The sequence below is a fragment of the Sulfurovum sp. NBC37-1 genome, assembly GCF_000010345.1.
Classification (GTDB): Bacteria; Campylobacterota; Campylobacteria; order Campylobacterales; family Sulfurovaceae; genus Sulfurovum.
The window spans coordinates 1,499,198-1,521,933 of the sequence record NC_009663.1 but is presented as its reverse complement, the minus strand read 5'-3'; the positions used below and the strand labels follow the sequence as shown (position 1 = coordinate 1,521,933).

General features: G+C 45.1%; 27 protein-coding genes. 15 read left to right on the top strand and 12 right to left on the bottom strand.

Going from position 1 to position 22,736, the window contains the following annotated elements; translation table 11 throughout:
- Nucleotides 1-92: 92 nt before the first annotated feature.
- Both SUN_RS07645 and SUN_RS07640 read left to right on the top strand, forming a co-directional pair.
- Nucleotides 93-1,688, top strand: coding sequence for an ABC-F family ATP-binding cassette domain-containing protein (locus tag SUN_RS07645; protein WP_012083228.1), 1,596 nt, complete (start codon nt 93-95; stop codon nt 1,686-1,688).
- An 18-nt stretch (nt 1,689-1,706) separates the two neighbouring features.
- Nucleotides 1,707-2,297, top strand: a complete 591-nt coding sequence (locus SUN_RS07640; RefSeq protein WP_012083227.1) for a flavin reductase family protein — start codon at nt 1,707-1,709, stop codon at nt 2,295-2,297.
- Here the strand turns inward: SUN_RS07640 and mltG are convergent.
- Nucleotides 2,294-3,331 (bottom strand): endolytic transglycosylase MltG, encoded by a 1,038-nt coding sequence (gene mltG, locus SUN_RS07635; RefSeq protein WP_012083226.1) that lies wholly within the window; start codon nt 3,329-3,331, stop codon nt 2,294-2,296. The two genes, SUN_RS07640 and mltG, sit on opposite strands and share 4 nt — an antisense overlap.
- Before the next feature lie 85 nt (nt 3,332-3,416).
- Here mltG and SUN_RS07630 point away from each other — a divergent pair, with 85 nt between their 5' ends.
- The 7 genes from SUN_RS07630 (at nt 3,417) to SUN_RS07600 (ending at nt 8,126) form a co-directional block, all read left to right on the top strand.
- Nucleotides 3,417-3,614, top strand: coding sequence for a hypothetical protein (locus SUN_RS07630; protein WP_041672726.1), 198 nt, complete (start codon nt 3,417-3,419; stop codon nt 3,612-3,614).
- 92 nt (nt 3,615-3,706) lie between these two features.
- Nucleotides 3,707-4,690, top strand: coding sequence for a 6-phosphofructokinase (locus tag SUN_RS07625; protein WP_011981156.1), 984 nt, complete (start codon nt 3,707-3,709; stop codon nt 4,688-4,690).
- 29 nt (nt 4,691-4,719) lie between these two features.
- The gene (locus tag SUN_RS07620) at nt 4,720-4,914 is read left to right on the top strand and encodes a hypothetical protein (protein ID WP_011981155.1); all 195 of its coding nucleotides are present in this window, start codon (nt 4,720-4,722) and stop codon (nt 4,912-4,914) included.
- Nucleotides 4,915-5,103, top strand: coding sequence for a hypothetical protein (locus tag SUN_RS07615; RefSeq protein WP_011981154.1), 189 nt, complete (start codon nt 4,915-4,917; stop codon nt 5,101-5,103).
- Nucleotides 5,104-5,205: 102 nt separating this feature from the next.
- A complete protein-coding gene (locus tag SUN_RS07610) occupies nt 5,206-5,646 on the top strand; it encodes a DoxX family protein (RefSeq protein WP_011981153.1) in 441 nt (146 codons plus the stop codon).
- The gene (locus SUN_RS07605) at nt 5,639-7,327 is read left to right on the top strand and encodes an FMN-binding glutamate synthase family protein (RefSeq protein ID WP_011981152.1); all 1,689 of its coding nucleotides are present in this window, start codon (nt 5,639-5,641) and stop codon (nt 7,325-7,327) included. Before SUN_RS07610 ends, SUN_RS07605 begins: the two co-directional genes overlap by 8 nt.
- Before the next feature lie 55 nt (nt 7,328-7,382).
- Nucleotides 7,383-8,126, top strand: a complete 744-nt coding sequence (locus SUN_RS07600) for an Hsp20/alpha crystallin family protein (RefSeq protein ID WP_011981151.1) — start codon at nt 7,383-7,385, stop codon at nt 8,124-8,126.
- Nucleotides 8,127-8,174: 48 nt separating this feature from the next.
- On the opposite strand, the gene SUN_RS13655 is transcribed toward SUN_RS07600, so the two are convergent.
- From SUN_RS13655 to SUN_RS07565, 8 genes are all read right to left on the bottom strand, one after another.
- The gene (locus SUN_RS13655; RefSeq protein ID WP_169745661.1) at nt 8,175-8,315 is read right to left on the bottom strand and encodes a hypothetical protein; all 141 of its coding nucleotides are present in this window, start codon (nt 8,313-8,315) and stop codon (nt 8,175-8,177) included.
- 102 nt (nt 8,316-8,417) lie between these two features.
- Nucleotides 8,418-8,678: a hypothetical protein gene (locus tag SUN_RS07595; RefSeq protein WP_011981150.1), complete on the bottom strand. Its 261-nt coding sequence runs from the start codon at nt 8,676-8,678 to the stop codon at nt 8,418-8,420.
- Nucleotides 8,679-8,726: 48 nt separating this feature from the next.
- On the bottom strand, nt 8,727-9,437 hold the full coding sequence (locus SUN_RS07590) for a lysophospholipid acyltransferase family protein (RefSeq protein ID WP_011981149.1): 711 nt from the start codon (nt 9,435-9,437) through the stop codon (nt 8,727-8,729).
- Entirely contained in the window at nt 9,415-10,458 is a 1,044-nt protein-coding gene (locus tag SUN_RS07585) for a hypothetical protein (RefSeq protein WP_011981148.1), read from the bottom strand. The genes SUN_RS07590 and SUN_RS07585 overlap by 23 nt, the downstream gene beginning before the upstream one ends.
- The gene (gene purQ / locus SUN_RS07580) at nt 10,458-11,129 is read right to left on the bottom strand and encodes a phosphoribosylformylglycinamidine synthase subunit PurQ (protein ID WP_011981147.1); all 672 of its coding nucleotides are present in this window, start codon (nt 11,127-11,129) and stop codon (nt 10,458-10,460) included. The genes SUN_RS07585 and purQ overlap by 1 nt, the downstream gene beginning before the upstream one ends.
- Before the next feature lies 1 nt (nt 11,130).
- Nucleotides 11,131-11,370: a phosphoribosylformylglycinamidine synthase subunit PurS gene (purS, locus tag SUN_RS07575; RefSeq protein ID WP_011981146.1), complete on the bottom strand. Its 240-nt coding sequence runs from the start codon at nt 11,368-11,370 to the stop codon at nt 11,131-11,133.
- Nucleotides 11,370-12,089 (bottom strand): phosphoribosylaminoimidazolesuccinocarboxamide synthase, encoded by a 720-nt coding sequence (purC, locus tag SUN_RS07570; RefSeq protein WP_041673003.1) that lies wholly within the window; start codon nt 12,087-12,089, stop codon nt 11,370-11,372. Before purC ends, purS begins: the two co-directional genes overlap by 1 nt.
- Nucleotides 12,090-12,103: 14 nt before the next feature.
- Complete coding sequence (locus SUN_RS07565; RefSeq protein ID WP_011981144.1) at nt 12,104-13,471, bottom strand: S41 family peptidase; 1,368 nt, start codon at nt 13,469-13,471, stop codon at nt 12,104-12,106.
- 236 nt (nt 13,472-13,707) lie between these two features.
- Between SUN_RS07565 and SUN_RS07560 the strand changes: the two genes are divergently transcribed.
- The gene (locus tag SUN_RS07560; protein ID WP_011981143.1) at nt 13,708-16,281 is read left to right on the top strand and encodes an ATP-dependent Clp protease ATP-binding subunit; all 2,574 of its coding nucleotides are present in this window, start codon (nt 13,708-13,710) and stop codon (nt 16,279-16,281) included.
- A 331-nt stretch (nt 16,282-16,612) separates the two neighbouring features.
- On the top strand, nt 16,613-16,930 hold the full coding sequence (locus tag SUN_RS07555) for a hypothetical protein (protein WP_041672725.1): 318 nt from the start codon (nt 16,613-16,615) through the stop codon (nt 16,928-16,930).
- Nucleotides 16,931-16,936: 6 nt separating this feature from the next.
- Here SUN_RS07555 and SUN_RS07550 read toward each other — a convergent pair whose 3' ends face one another.
- Nucleotides 16,937-17,545, bottom strand: coding sequence for a DUF2238 domain-containing protein (locus SUN_RS07550; RefSeq protein ID WP_011981142.1), 609 nt, complete (start codon nt 17,543-17,545; stop codon nt 16,937-16,939).
- Between the two features lie 65 nt (nt 17,546-17,610).
- On the opposite strand from SUN_RS07550, the gene SUN_RS07545 reads away from it, so the two are divergent.
- Genes SUN_RS07545 through SUN_RS07535 form a run of 3 tightly spaced genes read left to right on the top strand, consistent with a single transcriptional unit; the run spans nt 17,611 to nt 20,086 of the window.
- Entirely contained in the window at nt 17,611-18,144 is a 534-nt protein-coding gene (locus SUN_RS07545; RefSeq protein WP_011981141.1) for an O-acetyl-ADP-ribose deacetylase, read from the top strand.
- 49 nt (nt 18,145-18,193) lie between these two features.
- The gene (locus SUN_RS07540; RefSeq protein WP_011981140.1) at nt 18,194-19,159 is read left to right on the top strand and encodes a radical SAM protein; all 966 of its coding nucleotides are present in this window, start codon (nt 18,194-18,196) and stop codon (nt 19,157-19,159) included.
- Between the two features lie 54 nt (nt 19,160-19,213).
- Nucleotides 19,214-20,086 carry an alpha/beta hydrolase family protein gene (locus SUN_RS07535; RefSeq protein WP_011981139.1) on the top strand — a complete coding sequence of 291 codons (873 nt, stop codon included), beginning with the start codon at nt 19,214-19,216 and terminating at the stop codon, nt 20,084-20,086.
- A 13-nt stretch (nt 20,087-20,099) separates the two neighbouring features.
- Here SUN_RS07535 and SUN_RS07530 read toward each other — a convergent pair whose 3' ends face one another.
- Complete coding sequence (locus tag SUN_RS07530) at nt 20,100-20,363, bottom strand: hypothetical protein (RefSeq protein ID WP_011981138.1); 264 nt, start codon at nt 20,361-20,363, stop codon at nt 20,100-20,102.
- Nucleotides 20,354-21,379, bottom strand: coding sequence for an AmmeMemoRadiSam system radical SAM enzyme (gene amrS / locus SUN_RS07525; RefSeq protein ID WP_011981137.1), 1,026 nt, complete (start codon nt 21,377-21,379; stop codon nt 20,354-20,356). Before amrS ends, SUN_RS07530 begins: the two co-directional genes overlap by 10 nt.
- Nucleotides 21,380-21,494: 115 nt before the next feature.
- On the opposite strand from amrS, the gene metK reads away from it, so the two are divergent.
- On the top strand, nt 21,495-22,712 hold the full coding sequence (gene metK / locus SUN_RS07520) for a methionine adenosyltransferase (RefSeq protein ID WP_011981136.1): 1,218 nt from the start codon (nt 21,495-21,497) through the stop codon (nt 22,710-22,712).
- The last annotated feature ends 24 nt before the right edge of the window (nt 22,713-22,736 follow it).

Genomic DNA, 22,736 nt, shown 5'->3' with positions numbered 1-22,736 from the left:
TTGCACTTTCAGAAGATTTGGGTAAAATCGCATCAATATTATATAAGGGCATCTCTAATAACCCTAAATACTGAATTAAGAAGGATAATACTATGCTCAGTACAGTTAATTTGACACAACGATACGGAAAACGCGTTCTTTTCGACAAGATCAACATCACTCTGGATGCGGGAAAGCGTTACGGCCTCATCGGAGCCAACGGCGCGGGAAAATCCACGTTTATGAAGATCCTGGCCGGTGAGCTGGAACCAAGTGACGGTGAAGTACAGTTACAGCCTGGACTCAAACTCGGTATGCTCAGCCAGAACCAGTATGCCTTTGAGGATTTCACGCTCAAAGATGCCGTACTTTACGGGAACAAAAAGCTTTACGATGCACAGAAAGAGAAAGAGAAGCTCTATATGGAAGGCGACTTCGAAAGTGACGAAGTGAACAACCGCCTGGCGGAACTCGAAATGATTTGTGCCGATGAAGACCCGACCTATGAGAGCGATGTCAAGATCGAAAAACTGCTGACCACACTGGGCTTCCCGGTAGAACAGCATGACGACCTGATGAGCTCGCTTACCGGCGGGGACAAGTTCAAGATCCTGCTGGCACAGGTGCTTTTCCTCAAACCCGATGTCCTGCTGCTTGACGAGCCTACCAACAACCTTGACATGGAGACGATCGCATGGCTGGAGAATGAACTCAAGCGCCATGAAGGAACCCTGCTGGTCATTTCGCATGACAGACACTTCCTCAACGGTGTGGTCACGCACATTCTGGACCTCGATTTCCAGAATATCCGTGAATTCACGGGCAATTATGATGAGTGGTACATCGCTGCCAACCTCATATCGAAGCAGGCTCAGTCAGACAGAAGCAAAGCGCTTAAAGAAAAAGAGGAGCTGGAGAAATTCATCGCAAGATTCTCGGCAAACGCATCCAAGGCCAAGCAGGCAACCTCTAGACAAAAACAGCTCGATAAACTCGATGTACAGGAGATCAAGCTCTCAAGCAGAAGAGACCCTTCCATTATGTTCAAGCCCCACAGGGAGATCGGGAACGAAGTACTTGAAGTGGAGAACCTGAGTAAAAGCTATGGTGATGAAAAAGTGCTTGAAAACATTTCGTTCAAGGTTAACAAGGGTGACAAGATCGCACTGATCGGTGCAAATGGTGTGGGTAAAACGACCCTATTGGAAATTCTTATGGGAAAACTTGAGGCAGACAGCGGAAAGTTCAACTGGGGACAGACGATCACTACGACCTATTTTCCACAGAATACGACGGATGTCGTGGTCGGCGATGAAGAACTGCCGCAGTGGATACAGGGCTTCGACCCAAAATGGCACATAGACGACATCAGAAAAACACTGGGGCGTATGCTCTTCTCCGGCGAAGAGCAGAAGAAGAAGATAGATGCCTGTTCCGGTGGAGAGAAACACCGTGTCATGCTTTCAAAAATGATGATGGATTCCGCCAACTTTCTGGTACTCGACGAGCCCAACAACCACCTGGACCTTGAAGCCATTGTCGCACTGGGTGAAGCACTCCACAACTATCAGGGAGGGGCCATCTGTGTCTCCCATGACCGTGAGCTCATCGATGCATTTGCAAACCGTATCATCAAAATCAATGAGGACGGAACCGTGACGGATTTCGAAGGGAACTATGAAGATTTTGTCGAACAGCATGAAAACTAAAGGAGAGGGAAGAGAAGCATGATCATCGATTTTGAAAACAGGGTACTGACTGAAAAATATGCATTGATGTCCCAGCTCATCATTCCCCGTCCCATTGCCTGGATTGTTACAAAGGGGGAGATTCTCAACCTTGCACCGTTCTCCTACTTTACCGGTCTCTCCTCCAACCCTCCCACGATGATCGTCTCCATCGGGCATCGTCCCGACGGTACGCCAAAAGATACGTTGCGCAATCTCCGTGAAACAAAGAAGTGCGTGGTCTGTATGATCGAAGAGGAACAGCTTGAAGCGATGCATTTCAGCTCAAAAGGGGTAGATGCCGATGTCAGCGAGAGCGAACTCTTCGATATCCCCACGGAAGAGGTGGTAGAAGGTTTCCCTCCCATGGTGAAAGGCGTGAAGACTGCTTTCTTCTGCGAATACCTCCAGGAGGTCGATCTGAAGGGAAGCAAAACGATTCCTGTTATCATAGAGATCAAACAGCTCTATATCAATGAGTCCATCATTGCGGACAGTGAGAAGATGACGCTCGAGCTCGATGCCATCGCGCGTATTGGCAAGAGCTATGCAAAACTCGGAAAGAAGATCACCCCGCCCGATATTCCCTAAACCTTTGTACGGTTTGTATCGGTTTTGACCGTTGCATTGCTTTCTGCCTCTTGCTGGGCTTTCCTTTTTTTCTGGTACTCCCTGAATGCCCTGATGTTCTTCAAATGCTCTTCATAAGTGACTGCAAAATTGTGCACTCCGCTTGGGGTAAGCATAAAGAAGAGATATTCGCTCTCTGTAGGCATCATTGCCGCTCTGAGCGCTTCCATGGTGACCGTACCCAGTGGCAGGGGTGGCAATCCTTTGTATCTGTAAGTATTGAAGTAGGTATTGTCTGTTTTTATGCGCTCCGGAGTGACAATGACATGGGAGTACTCACCGTAATTCAGTGTGCAGTCCATCTGCAGTTTCATTTTTTTGTCTAGGCGGTTGTAGATCACCGATGATATCAGCGGCATCTCTTTGGCCGAATTGCTCTCTTTCTGGATGATGGAAGCGATGGTCAGGAGTATTCGGATGGTGGAGTGTTCAGGTTTGTTTTTGAAATACTCTTTTTCAAATGCTGATAGTTCTTTGCAGGATCGATCAAAGAGGTATTGCATGACAGCAAATGCATCCGCCTTTCTGGCAAGGGTATAACTCTGCGCAAAAATATCCCCCTCTTTGAAACGCGAACGTACTTCATACTCTTCAAGCAGTTTCTTTGGGTCAAGCTTCATGTCATTCGCCAAACGGCGGCAGAGCTCTTTGGCTGTTTCCCCTGCATAGACTACCACTTTCATGGTACCGGCCTTTTTTTTATGCAGGGAGGAGAAGAATGTGTACCTGCTTTTCTTCGTATCTTCGACATGATACCATCCCTCTTTGGGAAGTGTACCCAAATGCATAAATACCTGATCGATGAAAGTGACTGTATAGCTATATTTTTCAAGATTTTTGGCTACCTCTTTAGAGGTGGATCCTGAGAGGTAGAAGGTTTTATGCTTCGAGGTAGGGGAGACGAAATTGTAGATTGCTGCGATGGCGACAATAACGATTAGAACTTCGATATAACGTAGGATACGTTTGTATTCCTGGGTCAATAACTCTTTCATGATGAAGGATTATAACATATCTTAAAATGTGATTATGATATACTCCAAAATAAAATCCATATAAACTAATAGGTAAATAATATAGATGCTGAGATTCTTGTTGCTCTTTTTTCTTCTTTTTGGTGTATCGAGCTATGGACAGGAAACGAAGTATCAGTTGGGACAAAGTGTACAGTTGGGAGATATGCCACTTTACCTTGGTGACTATTTTTCAGCTGAGTATAAGAAGGAGCATGGGAATAATAGATATCTTACACGATTGGAGATATTCATCGTTTTTTAAATAAAGGTTGTGATAATATGTATGATTGATGTGTATAAAGGTGTGCAGCTGCGCACTAAAAAATCCAATTAAAATTTACGTAAAGAGAAAAAATGAAAAATATCGCAATACTCTGCTCCGGCGGTGATGTCTCCGGTATGAATGCGGCACTGAAACGTTTTGTCGAGTATGCCTTCGATCAGGGGTTGACACCTTTCTTTGTCGAGAACGGATATGAGGGCCTGATCGATAACAAAATAAGTAAAGCGGACTACTCTGATGTAGCTGGGATCATATCCATTGGAGGCACTAAAATACGGACTTCAAGATCGGAGCGTTTCAAAGAAATATCTTACAGGCAAATAGCGCTGGAAAATCTCCGTGGACATGGCATAGACGGTTTGATAGTGCTGGGAGGTGACGGTTCTTTCAAAGGTATGCAAAAGCTTTCGGACGAATGTAATGATATCGGTTTCATCGGTATTCCTTCTACGATCGATAACGATATTGCCGGCACACAGTACTGCCTCGGGGTCGATACGGCACTGAACGCCATCAGGGTGGCGATCGATTCCATCCGCGATACCGCCTCCTCATTCGGTCGGGCATTTGTCATTGAAGTAATGGGGAGGGAGTGCGGCTATCTGGCACTTGTCTCGGCCCTTACCTCAGGCGCAGAGATGTGCCTGATACCTGAGGTTCCCTATAATCTTGAAGTCTATAAAGAAGAGTTCCTCGAAGAGAAAGAGCAGGGCAGGACCTACTTTATCGCTGTCGTTTCCGAAGCGTTGAAAAATACCGAACAGATCGTCCGATGGTTCGAAGAGGAGATCGATATCGAGTCACGCATGACAGTGTTGGGACACATCCAGCGAGGAGGCATTCCGACCGTGCATGACCGTCTGATGGCTTTTCATTTTGTCACCTCTGCCATTGATGCGCTGCGTGAGGGAACCAAAAGCAAAGTGGTCTGTTATGATGACGGTATGTTTATCTGCAAAGACATAAAGGATGTTGCCTTCAAAAAGTACATGATAGATGAGGACCTGTTAGCGTTGGGAAGAGAATTTGAATCACCACAGCATAAACAGGTATAATTTCAAATAAACTATTAAGGATACATATAATGAAAGAAAAAATTGATAAAGTAATAGAAAAAGTAGAAAAATCAGAGAAGGTGACGCCAGAGGACAAACCTTTGATCATCCAGAAGCTCAAAGAGTGGAGGGAAGAAGACAATGCCATTAACGATATTGCCGTTAGATTCGAGAACTGGTGGATGGAGGTCGAACCGATCTTCGCTGAGATGGGATTGGTGTAATTGACATTCTATACCCAGTACACCTATGAGAAAAAATGGGTGAGAACGAGTGAAAAAGATGCTTTAAAAATGGTTGCTGAAGAAATGCCGGAAACAGATCCTGAATCAACGCTTCAGTATATTCTCTCGGAGATCAAAAAAGACAAGACCGTCACACTGGGTACCTGCCGCTTTCGCCTGGAAGCTTAAAAAAAACCTCTCTTAACAGGCAACTGCAGAAATTACCTGAATGCACACGCTTTACACAATCAAATCCTATAATGATCCCAATGAAAACCTTAGGGGAGCAGTATGAAAGATTTCTTTGCTGAAGCGGCGGTCTTGTTATCTTATCCTCAGAACCTGGTGCGTTTACTGGTCCGGCTGGTGCTGGCCTATGGCTTTGCCAAACCGGCACTGATGAAAATAAACAATATGAAAGAGACGGTACAGTGGTTTGAGAGTATCTCCATCCCTTTCCCGCTTTTGTCGGCCTATCTTGTCTCCGGCATCGAGCTGATGGGGATCATCTTTCTCATACTGGGGCTTTATACCCGCATTGTTTCGGTACTGCTGGCCTGTGTGATGCTGGGTGCCATTCTTTTCGTCCATCTGCAGTATGGGTTCTCTGTCGCCGGCAACGGTTTTGAAATACCGCTCTACTATTTTATTTTCCTGAGTTTCCTTGCCTCCTACGGTGCAGGGAAATACAGTCTGGACAGAGTGATCTTCAAGGATGGTAAAGATGAATAAAGAGCATCTCATAGAACATTTCCCTCTGATCGCTTCGGACTGGAGCATATTGATCAAGCTTTCCATTGTCGCTATTCTTATTATATTTATCATAGTAGCCATATATGACAGGTTCATACAGAGAAAGAATCAGCTTCTCATCAACTATCCGCTCATCGGGCGATTACGCTACTTCTTCTACATGCTGCGCGGCCCCATGCGTCAGTACTTCGGGGATGAGACTTTTTATGATTCTTTCGAAAAGCTGCTTTGGATCAATAAGGTTGCAAAGAAAGAGAGCCCCTACCTCTCTTTTTCTCCGACCAAACCTTATGCCAATCAGATAATACTGTTCAAACATGCCAACTTTGTCAAAGAGGTAGATGAAGTGCAGGAAGCTTTTTCTGTTACATTCGGAGAGAAGAGAAAAATTCCCTATGTCAGTCGAAGTATCATAGGACGTTCGGCCATGAGTGACGGGGCCATCTCGCCGGAGGGGACACGGGCTTTTTCCATCGGTGCCTATAAAGGACAATTTCCCATCAACACCGGAGAGGGCGGGCTCACGTCAAATTTTCTGGCCTCTTTGAACGTGGAGGACTGTAACTGTACCGACTACCTCGAGATCAGAAAAGGGACGATTTTTGCAAGATCAGTCTATAGGCTTTTGTGTTTTTTCAGCAACAAAGAGATAGCCCAGCGTGTCTACAGAAAGATGGTCGTAAGACAGAAAGACAGAGGCACCTTTATATTTGACAACAAAAAACTGCTCTATTTCCGTATAGACTGGACGCAGGATATCTCCTATTTCCCGACAGGAGTACCGCATTCCGTACCGGATATTACCTTTCAGATGGGTTCCGGCCTGTACGGAGTACGTGATGAAAAAGGTGAATTTGATGCCGAACGCTACCGGAAAGTGATGCGATTCTGCCGTATGACCGAGGTGAAACTCGCACAGGGGGCCAAGCAGACAGGAGGAAAACTTCTGGCAGCGAAAGTAAGTGATGATATCGCCTATTACAGGGGTATACCAGCGCACAAGGACCTCATAAGCCCCAACCGTTTTCCTTATGCCAAAGATATGGATACTTTTTTTGATTTCATCTCTGAACTGCAGGAACTCTCTGATAAACCGGTAGGTTTCAAGATAGTTATTTCGACCAGAGAAGACTTTGAACGCTATGCCGAGGTACTCCAAGAGAGAAAAGATGCCGGTAAAAGCATTGCCGATTTCCTTACCATAGACGGAGGTGACGGTGGCTCTGCAACCGCACCGCTGGAGATGATGAGCAAGATCGGGCTTCCCATACGTGCAGCCCTGCAGATCGTGATCGAGGTGTTGGAAACGTATGGTCTTCGGGATGATATCAGGGTCATCGCTGCGGAAAAAGTCCTTACTCCCGATGACGTAATTGAACTTTTGTGCTACGGAGCAGACTTTATCAATATTGCCAGAGGTTTTATGATCTCTGCCGGGTGTATCCGTGCCAGAGAATGTTCCGGAGCGGGAGGGCGAAACTGTCCTGTCGGGCTTGCTACAATGGATGAAGGCAAGCGGAGCAAGTACCTGGTACTTCAAAAAGCCAAAAGTGTCGCCAGTTATCATCATGAACTGCTATACGGTATACGTTCGCTCCTTGCGGTTATGGGCAAGAGCAGTGTCAGTGAACTTTCCATGAATGACCTGAACCAGCGTTAAAAAACCGTTAAACTTTACTTTCTATAATGTGAAAAACAGTTATAAGGAGCAATTCATGTTAAAGAAAAAATTATTACTTTTGACCTTACCGGTCGTAACTGCACTCTCCCTTCATGCAAGCGATCCGTTCAATGATCCATTCTTCAATGATCCGTTCGGAGATGATATATTCAAAGAGATGATGCAGATGCAAAAAAATATGGACAAAATGTTCGAGAGAATGCAGCATCGCATGAATCAACGTTCATCAGGCCTTGTAAGCCCGATAGGAACCTATAAAATGGCCGTACAGAACCAGCTTCTGGATAAAGGTGATCATTATGAACTTGTGACCAATATCCCTGAAAGCAAAGAAAACCATATCGATATCAATACTGCTAATGGTATGATGAACATCACTGCAAAGGTCGTGCAGGAGAAAGAGCAAAAGAGCCAGTACGGTGTGAGCCAGTCTCGCTCGGTCAGAATGTACCAGCAGAGTACTTCCCTTCCTATCGATGCCGATGAGTCTACTATCAAAACAGCCTATAAGGATGGAAAACTGATCGTGACGATCGGCAAGAAAAAATCAGCTGTGAAACCTGCTAAAGTAGGTACGGTACCGACTTTGATGAAACCGAAGAAAAAAGAGGATAAGGTGGTTGTGCCTAAACCAAACTATGAAAAGAAAGAGATGAAAAAGGAGGAAAATCCAAAGAGTACGGAAGAGAAAAAAGAGCAGAAAAATACACCTCAGAAAGAAGGTAATGTTACAATCAAACCTATGAAAATAAAAAGTGACATCCCTACAATGAGTTAAAGTGAAGCAGGCTATTCGGCTTGCTCCACAGTTGAAATAGCGTTAGAATTATTTCTTTTTCTTTTTTTCGGCTCTCTCTTTTTTCTTGTAGTCTTTGATGTGTTTTTTTATCTCCTGCTTCAACTCTTTTCTATATCTGTTTTCGAATTCTTTTTTGATGATCTTTTTGATCTTTTTCTTTTTTAACATTTTTGATCCTTTGAAATTGTTTTAATTGACTATCTGTTGATAGCCTTATCCATATGATAGAGCAAAAAGACTTAGAAGTGCCCATGTATTAGTAGAGGTACACTAAAGACAGATCGCCTGCTTGATCTTCTCCTGGTTGAGCTTTTTGATGAGCTTTGAGGAGAGGTCTGCATAGTGCTGTTCGTCGAGGTTTAGCTTGGTTTTGATTTCGTCAAGCGAGGTCTCTTCTGCCCAGGATTTGAGCAGTTTGAGTTCCTTTTTAGTCAGTTTGAGCTTGAGTGCAGCCAGAAGTTCCTCTTCATCCTTAAGCGGATGTACCAGTTTTTTGATGTGTTTTTCGATCTCTTGTTGTAATGATGACACTGTTGCTCCTAATATTTTATAAATTGGCCGTACTCTATAGCGGTAATATCAGCGACTGCGATGATGGTTTGTAAATTCATTGTCTATCTCTTTCTGCATTTGATCGTGAATTCTATCGAACCACTCTTTGTCCTCTTTGCCTACATCAATGGTTGGCAGGAACTTGTAGTGTATCGTACCGCCATGGCCGGTTTTTTCATGCTCGTTCACTACCCGCTTACTTCCGGTGATCACGACCGGCTGTACTTTAAGCTTTAGTTTTTCAGCGATCATTTTGGTTCCCTGCTTGAAGGGAAGGACCTTCTGGTCTTTGGCTCTGGTCCCTTCCGGGAAGATGGCAACGGCACGGTGTTTCTCTTCAATGGACTCTTTGACATCCTTCATCAGTTTGATCAGGCCAGCCTTGCTGCTTCGGTCAAGAGAGATCATGTCTCCGAAGCGCAGCAGGTATCCGTAGAGCGGCATGGAAAAAAGTTCTTTTTTCGCCACCCATCTGAGGTGGTTGTTCTGCAGTGCTTCCATACCGATAATATCGACGATGCCCTGATGGTTCATGACTATCATATCGGCTTCAGGGTCCATTTCGCCTTCCTGTGCAGCTTTCGCACCCATTAGAAAGAGTGTAAGACGGTTCAGATGATGCATGATCGGACCCTTATATTTTGGGAAGAGTATGATCGCAGGTATCATGATCAGGCCGGTATTTACGGCGATGACAAAGGCATTCCAGCCAAATCTAATTTTCGCAAAGATCTTCATGTTTCACCCATCCTATAATTCCGTTTTTGTATTCTATTTTTAGGAACTCGTCTCGTTCCCCCAGCAGAGGTGTTTCCAGGTCCTCGTCTATCTTCGTACCTATGGAGCTGTTTTGTGTCGGCAGAAGATAGAGCGGAGCCCCCTGTTTGATACAGATCTTCTTGTGTGGGATGTAGAAGGTCAAAAGGGTAATGAGTGAGATGACCCCTAACACGAGAAAGAAGAAATCTCTTTTAATGAGGAAGAAGAAAAAGAAAAAGCCTACGAGGAACATGAACGTGTATTTCTTCAGCTTTTCATAACTGTCCTCTTTGGGGTTAAGGTCAGACTGTGTCACTACAGTATCATCGGCAAGTTCCGCAGAAGCTTCAAGAAAAACATACTGGTTCTTGATGGTATTGAAGTAGGTGAACTTGATATTTTTCTGTTCCACGGGCACGACAATGTAAAACTCCGCTTCCACTTTGGCAAATTTTCTTTTGAGCTCCTCAAGGCCTGATTCTTCCGCACTTTTGAGATGCATATCTTCGAGGTTGGCTTCAAAGGCTTCTATGGAAAGGGTGACGAGGTGATTCTTCTCATCATAGTTGGAGACTTGTGAACCCTTGATCTTCATGTCGGCAGCAAGCACCCCGCAAAAGTCCTCTCTTGGCTTGAGGTGCGCCATAGGAATGAGTTGCGGCTCCAGAGAGGTGTCAACACTGGGTGAGACGATAAAAAGTCTTGGTATCTTGATATCGACCTTGTCGGCCTTGAAGTAAAAGGTATAGAAACTGTCGTTTCCGTTATGGACCACCAGGGGAACCTTGAAAATAGGCTGAATGGGGCTCATCGTGTCAAACTGGAACTGTGGGTTGTCGTCTTTTTCACTGGTGATATCGATCACCGTAACGGGGAAGAGTTGGTGTTCATACACCTTTTTTGGAACATAACTGTATTTGTATTCAGCCTGCGCGTTCAAGAGGGTAGTGAATGAGAACACTACTATGAGCATAACGCCGAATGAACGCAGAAATGGCATCAGGCTTCAAAACCTTTAAGCATACGAATACCATCCTCGCTTCCAAGGATCGCTTCGAGGGCACGTTCCGGATGGGGCATAAGTCCAAAGACATTCTTGGATGCGTTGCAGACACCTGCAATGGAGGTCACTGAACCGTTCACGACCACTCTGTTGCCTTCTGCATCGGAATATCTTAGCAGGACCTGTCCGTTGGCTTCAAGTTTTTCCAGACTTTCATCATCGATATAGTAGTTTCCGTCTGCATGGGCGATAGGTATATTGAGCACTTCGTCTTTTTCACACTGGTTCAAAAAGGCATTGTCATTGTTGACCACACAGAGGTTCTGATATTTGGAAATGAAGTGAAGATTATTATTGCGCTTCAGTGCTCCGGGCAGCATACCCGCTTCGGTCAATATCTGAAAACCGTTACAGATGCCGAGCACTTTTCCGCCATTGTTCGCATAGGCTTTCACCGCTTTCATGACAGGAGAAAATCTTGCAATGGAACCGGAACGGAGGTAATCCCCGTACGAGAACCCTCCGGGTACGACGACAAGGTCTACCGCTTCGGGCAGGGTTTCATCTTCATGCCATACCAGTTCAGTGTTGTGTCCCAGTTTTTCGAATGCATACTGGGTATCGAACTCGCAGTTCGTTCCCGGAAATCGTAATACTGCTACTTTCATCTTACTTGATCTCTATCGTATAATCTTCGATGACCGTGTTGGCCAGCAGGGTTTCGCACATCTCTTTTACTTCCGCTTCCGCTTTTTCCTTGTCTACATCGAGCTGCAGTACGATCTGCTTGCCGATCCGTACATCCTTAACGCCTTTGAATCCGAGTGAATCCAATGCATGGTGTGCCGCTTTTCCCTGCGGGTCGAGTACACCCTCTTTCAAAAATACATTTACGATTGCTGTTGTCATTATTCTATCTCCCCTAATATTCTGTTAAGTACCTCTTCGTACGCCACCTTGAGTCCACCGAGACCCTGTCTGAAACGGTCTTTGTCCATACTCTCTCCGCTCACGGAGTCCCAGAGTCTGAAGTTGTCCGGACTGAGTTCGTCGATGAGGATGATGTTACCGTCCATATCGCGTCCGAACTCAAGTTTGAAATCGACCAGGGTCAGATTACGCTGTGCATAAAATGCTTTGAGAAGATCATTGATGCGTCTTGCCATATAGCGGATATAGTCCAACTCGGAAGTGTCATGGACCAGGTTAAGAATGAGACAGTGCTGGTCGTTGAGCTTCGGGTCGCCGAGTTCATCGTTCTTGTAGTCGAATTCGACCAGTGTGAACGGAAGTACTTTGCCGTCTTCGATACCCAGGTTCCGACTGAGGCTTCCCGTAGCGATGTTCCTTACGATCACTTCGATAAGGATGACGTCCGCTTTCTTATGAAGCATGTGGTTGTCATCGAGCATCTCTACGAAATGAGTTGGAATACCTTTTTTATTGAGGTATTTGAACAGTTCAGTGGAGATCTTGTTGTTCAGAGCCCCTTTGCCTTCCTCGCTTGACTTCTTTTCACCGTTGAAAGCTGTAAGATCGTCCTTGAACTCGGAAATATAAAGGTCTTCATACTCTGTTGACCAGATCTTCTTTGCTTTTCCTTCGTAGACAAGGGTTTCTTTGACCACTGGATCAGTTACCATTATTTCTTTCCTTTATTTGTAATTACCAACGCTTTGAGAATATCCACTCCGATCTTGAGTTGTGCATCTTTGTAGAGCATATCTTCTGAGATGATCGTTTTGTTATCTTCCAGCGATACGGTCGTATTGGCGTCCGACGCATTGATGTCCACTCTGATCGATTTCTTCGTTGCATTGGCATCGGCCTTTGCAAGTTCCTCTTCAAGATGTTTTTTGAGGTCCGCCTCTTTGAGAAAGAGTGAATCCTTCTTTCTGGGGATCTCGCCAGAATGTACAATGATGTCCGGCGTAACACCTTTTGCCTGAATGGTACGTCCGCTTGGAAGGTAGTAACGGGCCACAGTCAGTTTGAGAGCTTCATTATCTCCCACGGGCATAACCACCTGCACAGAACCTTTACCAAAGGTCTTCTCTCCCACTACGATAGAACGGTTGAAATCCTGCAGTGCACCCGAGACGATCTCACTGGCACTTGCCGAACCGCCGTTGACAAGAACGACCATCGGTGTAGTGGTATCGGTATTTGGTTTGGTCGCCCTGTATTCAATATTTTCTGATTTAACACGGCCCCTCTGGCTGACAATAACGCCATGGTCAACGAACATATCTACAAGTCCAACCGCCTGGTCCAGCAGTCCACCCGGGTTGTTCCTGAGATCCAGTACGATCCCTTTGGTATTGTTGTGTTCCTTTATGGCCTTTTGCGCACTTTCTACGACCTTCTGGTCAAATGAGGTGACATAGAGATAGAGCAGTCCTTTCTCTTTTTCAAATTTCTTTGCATAAACGGACTGTATCTTGATGATATCCCTTGTGATCTTGATGACAAGCGGTTTGGGAGTATTCTTCCTGACCACTGTCAGTTCAATATCCGTTTTTGGTTTTCCTCTCATCAGCTTGACCGCTTCATCTATGGTCATACCGATCGTTGCTTTGTTGTCGATCTTGAGGATGATATCTCCTGCTTTGATACCGGCTTTCATAGCCGGTGTACCTTCAAGCGGGGCGATGACCGTGAGTGCACCATCCTTCATTCCCACAGAGATGCCAAGACCTCCGAATTCACCTTTGGTCTGTACGGTAAGGTCTTTGTATGCTTTGGTATCCATAAACGCAGAGTGGGAGTCCAGGTTGGCCATCAGGCCTTTAAGTGCTTTGTCTATAAGATCGGTCGTGTTTGTTTCATCGACGTACTCTTTCTCTATTACATTGAGGATCTGCGTAAATTTGATATACGCTTCGAGTTTGTCTTTAGCCGTAGATTCTGTTGTTGTGTTCTTTGCCTGCGCAAGGCCGCCGAAAAGGTAAGCCGCTGTCAGGGTAGAAATCAAGCCGGTAGCAATGATTTTTTTACTTTTTTTGATCATGGGTGAGTTGTCTCCATTAATTGAGTTATTATTTTATAGAAATCTCTCTAAGAGGTTGCTGTTTCCAAAAGGTTCCATGAAGTATCATAATAAGTGAGGGTAAATTGAAGTTAAATACCTTTTTTATGGAATAGGATCTATTTTGTCTGAAATTGCATAAAATCATTAAATAAACTTGACAAGAAGTGACTAAAGTTGTATAATATGTCAAATTAATCAATTATCAGGAGAGTGTTATGAGTATTTTAGAGAAATTAACCAACCAAATGCAGGGTACCATCGAATCGGGAGTATCCCTCGCACTACATAATAAAAACCAGGAAGTAGAACCTATTCATCTTATATGGGCATTGCTGACCAACAGCAATTCCATTCTGAACCAGGCGCTCAATAAAATGAATGTCGACAAGGCAGCGGTCGAGCTGGAAGCCAAATCCGTGGCGAACAAACTGCCGACAGTCACAACGGTGACCAAAGAGAACATCAAGCTGGGGCAGAACCTCGTGCGTTCACTACAGAACGCAGAGGGCGTTATGGCGGCCAACGGAGATCAGTACCTGGCAGTCGATGCATGGCTGCTCGCCAATGCCGATGAGAGTTTTATCAGAGATATACTGGGCAAGTATGTCGATATCTCTGAATTCAAGAAGACACTGGAGTCCATCCGCGGCGGCAAGCAGATCGAGTCACAATCCGGTGACGAGACGCTTGAAGCGCTGGGACAGTACGGAATTGACTTGAACCAGAAAGCATTGGACGGAGAGCTCGATCCGGTCATCGGTAGAGACGAAGAGGTTCAGCGTGTGATGCAGATCCTTATCCGTAAGACCAAGAACAACCCGATACTCATTGGTGAACCAGGTACCGGTAAAACAGCTATCGTTGAAGGTCTGGCACAGCGTATCGTCAACAAAGAGGTTCCCTTAAGTCTGCAGAATATGCGCGTCATTTCTCTTGACATGAGCCGTTTGATCGCCGGTGCGAAGTACAGAGGTGAGTTCGAGGACAGACTCAAAGCCGTTGTCGATGAAGTCAAGGAAGCGGCGAATGTCATTCTTTTCATCGATGAGATCCACACCATTGTCGGTGCAGGTGCAAGTGAGGGAAGTATGGATGCGGCCAACATCCTCAAGCCGGCACTGGCACGAGGTGAACTGCATACCATCGGTGCAACAACACTTAAAGAATACAGAAAGTATTTCGAAAAAGACACAGCTCTACAGAGACGTTTTCAGCCGGTCAAAGTTGATGAACCAAGTATCAACGAGGCATTACAGATCCTCAGAGGTATCAAAGACAGACTTGAAACGCACCACAATGTCATCATTACCGATGGTGCACTGGTAGCTGCGGCAAAACTCTCGGACAGATACATCACCGACAGGTTCCTGCCGGACAAGGCGATCGACCTGATTGATGAGGCTGCAGCAGAGCTGAAAATGCAGATCGAGAGTGAACCGACCGAACTAGCCAAGACTAAGCGTGAGATCTCGACACTTCAGGTCGAGAAAGAGGCGCTCAAGATGGAAGAGAGTGAAAAGAACACTGCACGTCTTGAAGAGATAGAGAAAGAGCTTGCAGATCTCGAAGAGAAGCGTACTTCGCTGCAGAACCAGTTTGAGAACGAAAAAGAGGTCTTCAACCAGATCGCAGAGGTCAAAACTGCCATCGAGTCACTCAAAGTACAGGCAGAGCAGGTCAAGCGTGAGGGTGACTTCAACAAAGCCGCTGAGATCGAGTATGGGCAGATCCCTGCAAAACAGGAAGAGCTCAAGGCGCTTGAAGACAAGTGGAACCAGATGATGGCAGAAGGCACACTGCTCAAGAACTCTGTGGATGAAGAAATGATCGCCAGCATCGTAAGCCGCTGGACAGGTATTTCCGTCAACAAGATGCTGCAGGGTGAAAAAGAGAAGATCCTTGCGATCGAAAGCATTCTCAAAGAAGAGGTAGTGGGGCAGGAAGAGGCGCTCAAAGCCGTAGCACGTGCCATCAAGCGTAACAAAGCGGGACTCAGCGATGTGAACAGGCCTATCGGAAGCTTCATGTTTCTCGGACCGACCGGTGTCGGTAAGACACAGGTGGCTAAAACGCTTGCAAAGTTCCTCTTCGACTCCGAGAAGTCGCTCATCCGTATCGATATGAGTGAGTACATGGAGAAACATGCAGCCAGCAGACTGGTCGGTGCGCCTCCGGGATATGTCGGGTATGAAGAGGGTGGACAGCTGACAGAAGCGGTCAGAAGAAAGCCGTACTCTGTCGTACTCTTCGATGAGATCGAAAAGGCGCACCCTGATGTGTTCAACACACTCTTACAGGTACTCGATGACGGACGTCTTACAGACAACAAAGGAGTGACGGTGGACTTCAAGAACACCATTATCATCATGACGTCGAACATCGCGTCGGACAAGATCATGGAGTTCAGAGATCCTGAAGACAGAAGAAAAGCGGTCAATGACGAACTGAAAAGGAATTTCAAACCGGAGTTTCTTAACCGTCTCGATGATATCGTTATCTTCAATCCGCTCGATCTTGAAGCGATCACCAGTATAGTGGATATACTCTTCAAGAGTGTCCAGGCGAAGCTGGCAGAGCGTGATATCAGTATCACACTCACACCGGCTGCCAAAGCGTATATCGCCGAAGCCGGTTTCGACCCGGTCTATGGCGCGAGACCGCTCAAGAGAGCACTTTACGAAGTGGTTGAGGACAGACTGGCCGAACTCATCCTTGAAGACAAGGTCGTCGAAGGCAGCAATGTCGAATTCGACGTCCAGAATGGTGAGATAAAAGTTAATATTTCTTAAGCATATCACATCACAGTTCAAACATCACGGTTTTCCGTGGTGTAATATTGTATTGACCTTATTGGTAGATGACTTTTCACTCATGAGAGGATGGTGTAGTAATAATAAGATTAAATCTCTATAATACAAGATAGAGCCAAAATAAATGAATGATCCACAGTTTACTTTTTTTGGTTATAATCCCACTCATATATTGGCACAATGATCCTGTATAAATCTGAAAGATTTCCCCGATGCTTGCATCGGTTGGAGTCTGTCAAAACAATTTATAGAGGGTTCTATCCCGATAATAAATTTAAAAACCATTTGATTAGATTGAAGATGATTAATAATGAAAAAACACATTAAAAAATTCACTGTCTTCAGTAAGAACATCGGCAAAGGTCTGAATGTGGAATTCAAAGAGACCGTCGAGATACCGTCGCTTATTAGACAAAAAGAGTACCGGAAAGCCGGGGCTCAGGTGCTTGATCTTTTCAAAATGACGGGATTGACCATTGTCTGGATCGTTCCGGGCGGTGCAGTCCTTACAGCGATGATCCTGAAAATTTCTCATAAAAGCAGGCCGAGTGCCTTTCAGGTCAAAGAAGAACAAGATTTATTGTGTAATGTAAATGAAAAAGACTTGAGTGAGAAGAAAAAAGACTGACAGGGACTATTTGTCCCCTTGATTTCTTTGTAGCAACAGTTTTGCATAGCTCCTGTAAAAAGCCAGGTTGATCAAAGCACCAAATATTGCAGCGGTGACATCCTTGTGTGAATCCCATACATCTCCCTGGGTTCCCAGAAACGCTATACCCAGTTCGGGGTGGAAGATGATCGCAGCGAGCCATTCGAGTAACTCATAGAATGCTGAGATAGTTACAACTACCGTGAAAGTAAAGAAAAGTGCTTTCTTGACATGGGTGATACCCGGTGCGACCAGTTCAAAAATTGCCCTGAAAGCCAGAAGACCGAAAAGAAAATGTACCACCCGGTCAAAATTATTTCTTTCAAATCCGAAGAACTGTGTAATGAGGTCGAAGTATTTCATCTCTGCATAGGTAAAATGTGCGCCCAGAGAATGCAGGCCGGCAAAGATAAGAAGAAAAATAATGCTTGTCAAAGTAAAATGATATTTTTTATCCAGCCAGATAACTGTCGGAAAAACGATGAATACCAGAACATTTTCAAGCAACCAGTCTTCACGGTACTTGGGATTGATAGCCAAAACTGTCCAGATTACGATATAAATGGTATAGACTATTTTATGTGATCGTGGCATAAACTTCTCCTCATAAAAAGTATTATACACTAAAATTTAAATTGAATATCATTGAGGGGTGCAATGTGCACAATAATATTATCATAAAAACGGGTGACATCACAAAGGAGAATGTCTGTGCCATTGTCAATGCGGCGAACAGTTCTCTTATGGGCGGCGGCGGTGTGGACGGTGCCATACATAGAGCAGGGGGCCCAGCCATCCTTGAAGCCTGTAAAGAGATACGCCGAACACAGTACCCTGATGGACTTCCAACGGGTGAGGCAGTTGCAACAACGGCTGGCAATTTGCCTGCCCGGTATGTGATCCATACAGTAGGACCTGTTTATCGCAGCTGTGGTGACAGGTGTCCATCACTTTTGGCCTCATGTTATGAGAACTCACTTAAAACTGCATTGGGGCTTGGATGCAATGATATTGCATTTCCGGCCATCTCTACGGGGATATACGGTTATCCCAAAGCTGAAGCAGCACGTATTGCCTATGAAGCTGTTAAAGGTTTTTTGGATGACAAACACGATATAAAAGTCTCTTTTATATTTCACAGCCAAGAAAATAAAGAGATATTTGAAAAAGCGATACAAGATGAGAGGGGATGATAATCCCTCAGCAGTAAAAGTATTTGAATTTAAATAAAAAGAGTTCCAAATGAAAACAGAAGAATTGGAAAAATTAAGTTTTGGGCCTGTTCCCTCAAGAAGACTGGGAAGAAGTTTGGGAATTAACAATATTCCCGCAAAAGTATGTTCTTATGGCTGTGTCTATTGTCAGTTAGGCAGAACACTTCACAATCAAATTGAAAGAACACCTTTTTACGCAGTAGAGGATCTGGTCGCATCGGCCAAAATACGTGTAGAAGCGGTAAAAGAGAAAAATGAGACGATCGATTATCTCGCCTTTGTCCCCGATGGTGAGCCAACACTCGATATCCATCTGGACGATGAGATCGTAGCACTTCATAAATTTGGTATAAAAATCGCTGTTATCTCCAATGCTTCATTGATCTGGCGGGAAGATGTACGCAAGGATCTGTGCAAAGCGGACTGGGTTTCATTAAAAGTGGATGCTGTTACTGAACATCTATGGCATAAAGTCAATAGAGCCAATAAAAGCCTGAAACTTGACGATATACAAAAGGGAATGATCGATTTCAAGTCTGAATTCCGAGGTTTTTATGCTACCGAGACAATGCTTGTAGAGGGGATAAACGATTCCAAAGAAGAGCTGACCAAAATAGCAGCTTTTTTACAAAAAATACAACCGACGAAAAGCTACATCTCCATTCCGACCAGACCACCGGCAGAAGAGTGGGTCAAAGCACCTGGGGAAGAGGTATTAACAATGGCGTATCAGATATTTACCGACCATGGTATCGATACAGAGTTGATCATCGGATACGAAGGTGATGATTTTGCGTTTACCGGTGATGCAAAATCAGACCTTTTGAGTATTACATCGGTACATCCGATGCGAAAAGAGGCTGTAGAGGCATTTTTGAAGAAAGCAAATAGTAGCTGGGGTGTCGTCACTGACCTGATCGATGAAGGAAAACTACTTGAACTGGAATATGACAATCATCTCTATTATGCGAGAAAGTTGTCCCGTAAAAGGTGACCGCTACTTGGATAAAATGTATATTAACTCTGAAGAGGAAAGTATGGAAATGATATGTGGTATCTCACTACTATCATCCTGATCTTTACAGCAATCCTACTACTGTTGCTGGCCATGATACATCTCGGTTTCCGGGTACCCAGGAATCCTGAGAAGACGGATCCGGGCAGCGTGGGATTGGTGTTTCAGACCGTATCCATCCCTACTCTTTCACAAAAGCGGCTGTTTGGCTGGCTGCTTCCGGTTCCCGGTGCCACCACTACTATGGTGATCCTTCATGGCTGGGGCGGTAATGCAGAGCAGATGCTGCCTATGGCACTTCCTTTTCATCAGGCCGGAATGAATGTGCTGCTGGTAGATGCACGTAATCACGGCCGCAGTGATCGAGACAGTTTTTCATCCCTTCCCCGATTCGCCGAGGATTTGGAAAAGGCAATTGAATGGCTTAAGCTCAAGTATCCTGAATATTCCCGTAAAATAGCGCTGTTGGGACACTCAGTTGGTGGTGGAGCAGTACTGTTCGCAGCTTCCAGACGAAGTGACATTGATGCCGTGATCAGTATCTCTGCCTTTGCACATCCCGAATGGATGATGCAGCGCTTTCTGAAGCGACAGCATATCCCCGCCTTCTTGGTCACCTTCATCATCCGTTATGTCGAGTGGGTGATCGGATATCGCTACGAGGAGATAGCCCCTGTCAATACTGTATGCCGCATCAAATGCCCGGTCCTGCTGGTCCATGGAAAAGTAGACCGGACGGTACCAGTGGAAGATGCATTGATTATCAAGAGGGAATGCCAGCAATCAAATATCAGGCTCTTGACAGTAGAGAATGCAGGTCATGAATCGGTGGAGAAGATCAAAACACACAAAAAGGAACTGGTAGCGTTTCTACGAGACTCTGGATTTCCTTTGCACTCTCTATAAAACAAAGAGTCTGTTATGATGTTTCTGTTTCAATTGTCCCATGATCATCTTTGTGGGCACGAATAGCTATAAAGGCTCCTTCTCCGCACCCATTTTTGACTGCAGTGTCCATCTGCTCCAGATCTTTTCCAAAAAGGGTTTGGGTGCAGACGATCTCGGAAAATCCGGCTTTTTTTAACAATCCGATCACTTCATTTGTACTGAAAAAACGGGCTTCACCATAAAAACGACTATGAAGGCGGTTTTTTTCATACTGTTTATTCCTTTTTAGTGCCAAACTCCTTCAAGGGCGTATCCACAATGCGGACAGATCCCGTTATCGTCAAGTTCATTGGTAACATACTGTCCTATATGTCCTGTTCTGTCTATTACTCTCTCAGCACATTGAGGACAGTAGGTCGATTCATGCTCTTCATCCTCGATATTGCCTACATAAATGTACTTCAGCCCTTCTTCTTTGCCTATTTCGTAGGCTCTGCGCAGTGTTGATCCCGGTGTAGGCGGTACGTCGAGCATTTTGTACATGGGGTAGAATGCGGAGAGATGCCATGGCATGGTCGGATCGACTTCTGCAATGAATTTGGCAATATTTCTTATCTCCTCGTCAGAATCGTTCTTGCCGGGGATCAACAGTGTCGTGATCTCGATCCATATACCTTTTTCATGGGCATATTTGACACATTCGAGTACCGGTTTGAGCCTTGCGCCGCAGATCTCCTTGTAGAACTCTTCGGTAAATCCTTTGATGTCAATGTTCATACCATCGATATAGGGTGCCAGCAGGTCCAAAGCCTTGTGTGTTTCAAATCCGCTGGTGACATAGATGTTTTTCAATCCTTTTTCATGCGCAAGTTTTGCTGTATCATAGGTATACTCAAAAAAGACAATGGGCTCATTGTAGGTATAGGCGATGGACTGGCATTCATTCTCTATTGCAAGTTCAACAATGCGTTCCGGCGGGTACTCTTTGCCGAATATCTGGTGGTTGTGTTCCTTAGGATATTGGGAGATATCAAAGTTCTGACAAAATTTACACGAAAAATTACACCCTACAGTCCCAAACGAGAAAGCTCTGCTTCCGGGTAGAAAATTGAACATGGGTTTTTTCTCTACAGGGTCGATATTTACCACGGATGCAAGTCCATACACCAACAGTTTGAGCTCGCCGTCCTCGACTTTTCTGATGCCGCAGATCCCGTATTCGCCTTCATCAAGCTTACAGGATTGTGCGCAGGCCTGACACAGAATCTTTCCGCTGCTGAGTTTTTTACTTAACCATGCTGTTGCTGACATTTTATTCTCCTTTGTGTAATTTCACCTTTTTTTATTATACTCTTTTTTTGAATAGCGGCAATAGGGCTACAAATTATGCTATGATTATTGTGAGATTAAAAGTAAGGATTTAATTATGTATCTTTTTACTTCAGAATCTGTTTCGGCAGGACATCCTGACAAGTGTGCCGATCTAATTGCCGATACGATCGTAGACAGTTTGTTGCAGCGTGATCCCAATGCCAAAGTAGCTACTGAAGTGTTCATCAGCGGAAAACATATTATCATTGGCGGAGAGGTAAAAACAAGCACTGCCGTAGATAATGTTTTTTATGAAGAGTGTGCCCAAAAAGCACTGGAAAAGATAGGATATCCTGAAGGCGGATTCAAAAGAGGGGAGACATTCTTTCCTGATGAGGCCGAGATAGAAGTCTATGTCAGCAAGCAGTCTCCCGACATTACCATGGGGGTGGTCAAAGAGGGTAATGAGATAGGTGCCGGAGATCAGGGAATGATGTTCGGCTATGCGACCTGCGAGCGTGATGACTACATGCCCTCGGCTTTTGCCTACGCTCGGGAGATCAGAGATGCTCTCTATGCCTATGCCCTTGAACATCCTGATACTTTCGGTGTGGATATCAAAACGGAAGTGGTGATGGATTATGGCAGCAAAGAGAATTTTGACAGTTGCAGGCCTGAACATATTGCAAAGATCATCGTGGCGATCCCCTGCATCAGTTCAGTAGAGCCGGATGAAGTAGAGGTGAGGGTCAAGAAGATCATCAAAGAAGAGGTACAGTTCGAAGCAGGGCATTTCGATGCAGATAAAACGGTATTCTACATCAATAACACTGGCAGATACGTCACCCATTCTCCCATCGCAGATTCGGGTCTTACGGGCAGAAAAGTAGTATGTGATACCTATGGCGGGTATGCTCCCATTGGGGGAGGGGCCCAAAGTTCCAAAGACTACAGCAAGGTTGACCGGTCGGCTCTCTATGCCGCCAGATGGCTGGCAAAACATATCGTGGCGGCAGGGCTCGCCAAAAAGGCTCTGGTACAGCTCTCCTATGTGATCGCAGAACCCAGACCCATTTCTGTTACCGTCGATACACAGCATACCGCTCTGACAGATATGAAAGATGAAGTACTTTCCCAAATGATCGCGGATAAGTTTGTACTAAGTCCCAAGTGGATCATGCACAAATTCGGGCTGGACAAGCCATCAAAGGAGCATTTCCTCTATGCTGAGATCGCTGCTAAAGGGCAGATAGGATACCCGGAGTATCCCTGGGAAAAACTGGATGGGCTGGATTGGTTCAGGTATGTGAGAGATAAAATGGTTGAGAAGTGATATAATATAAAAAAATAAGGAGTA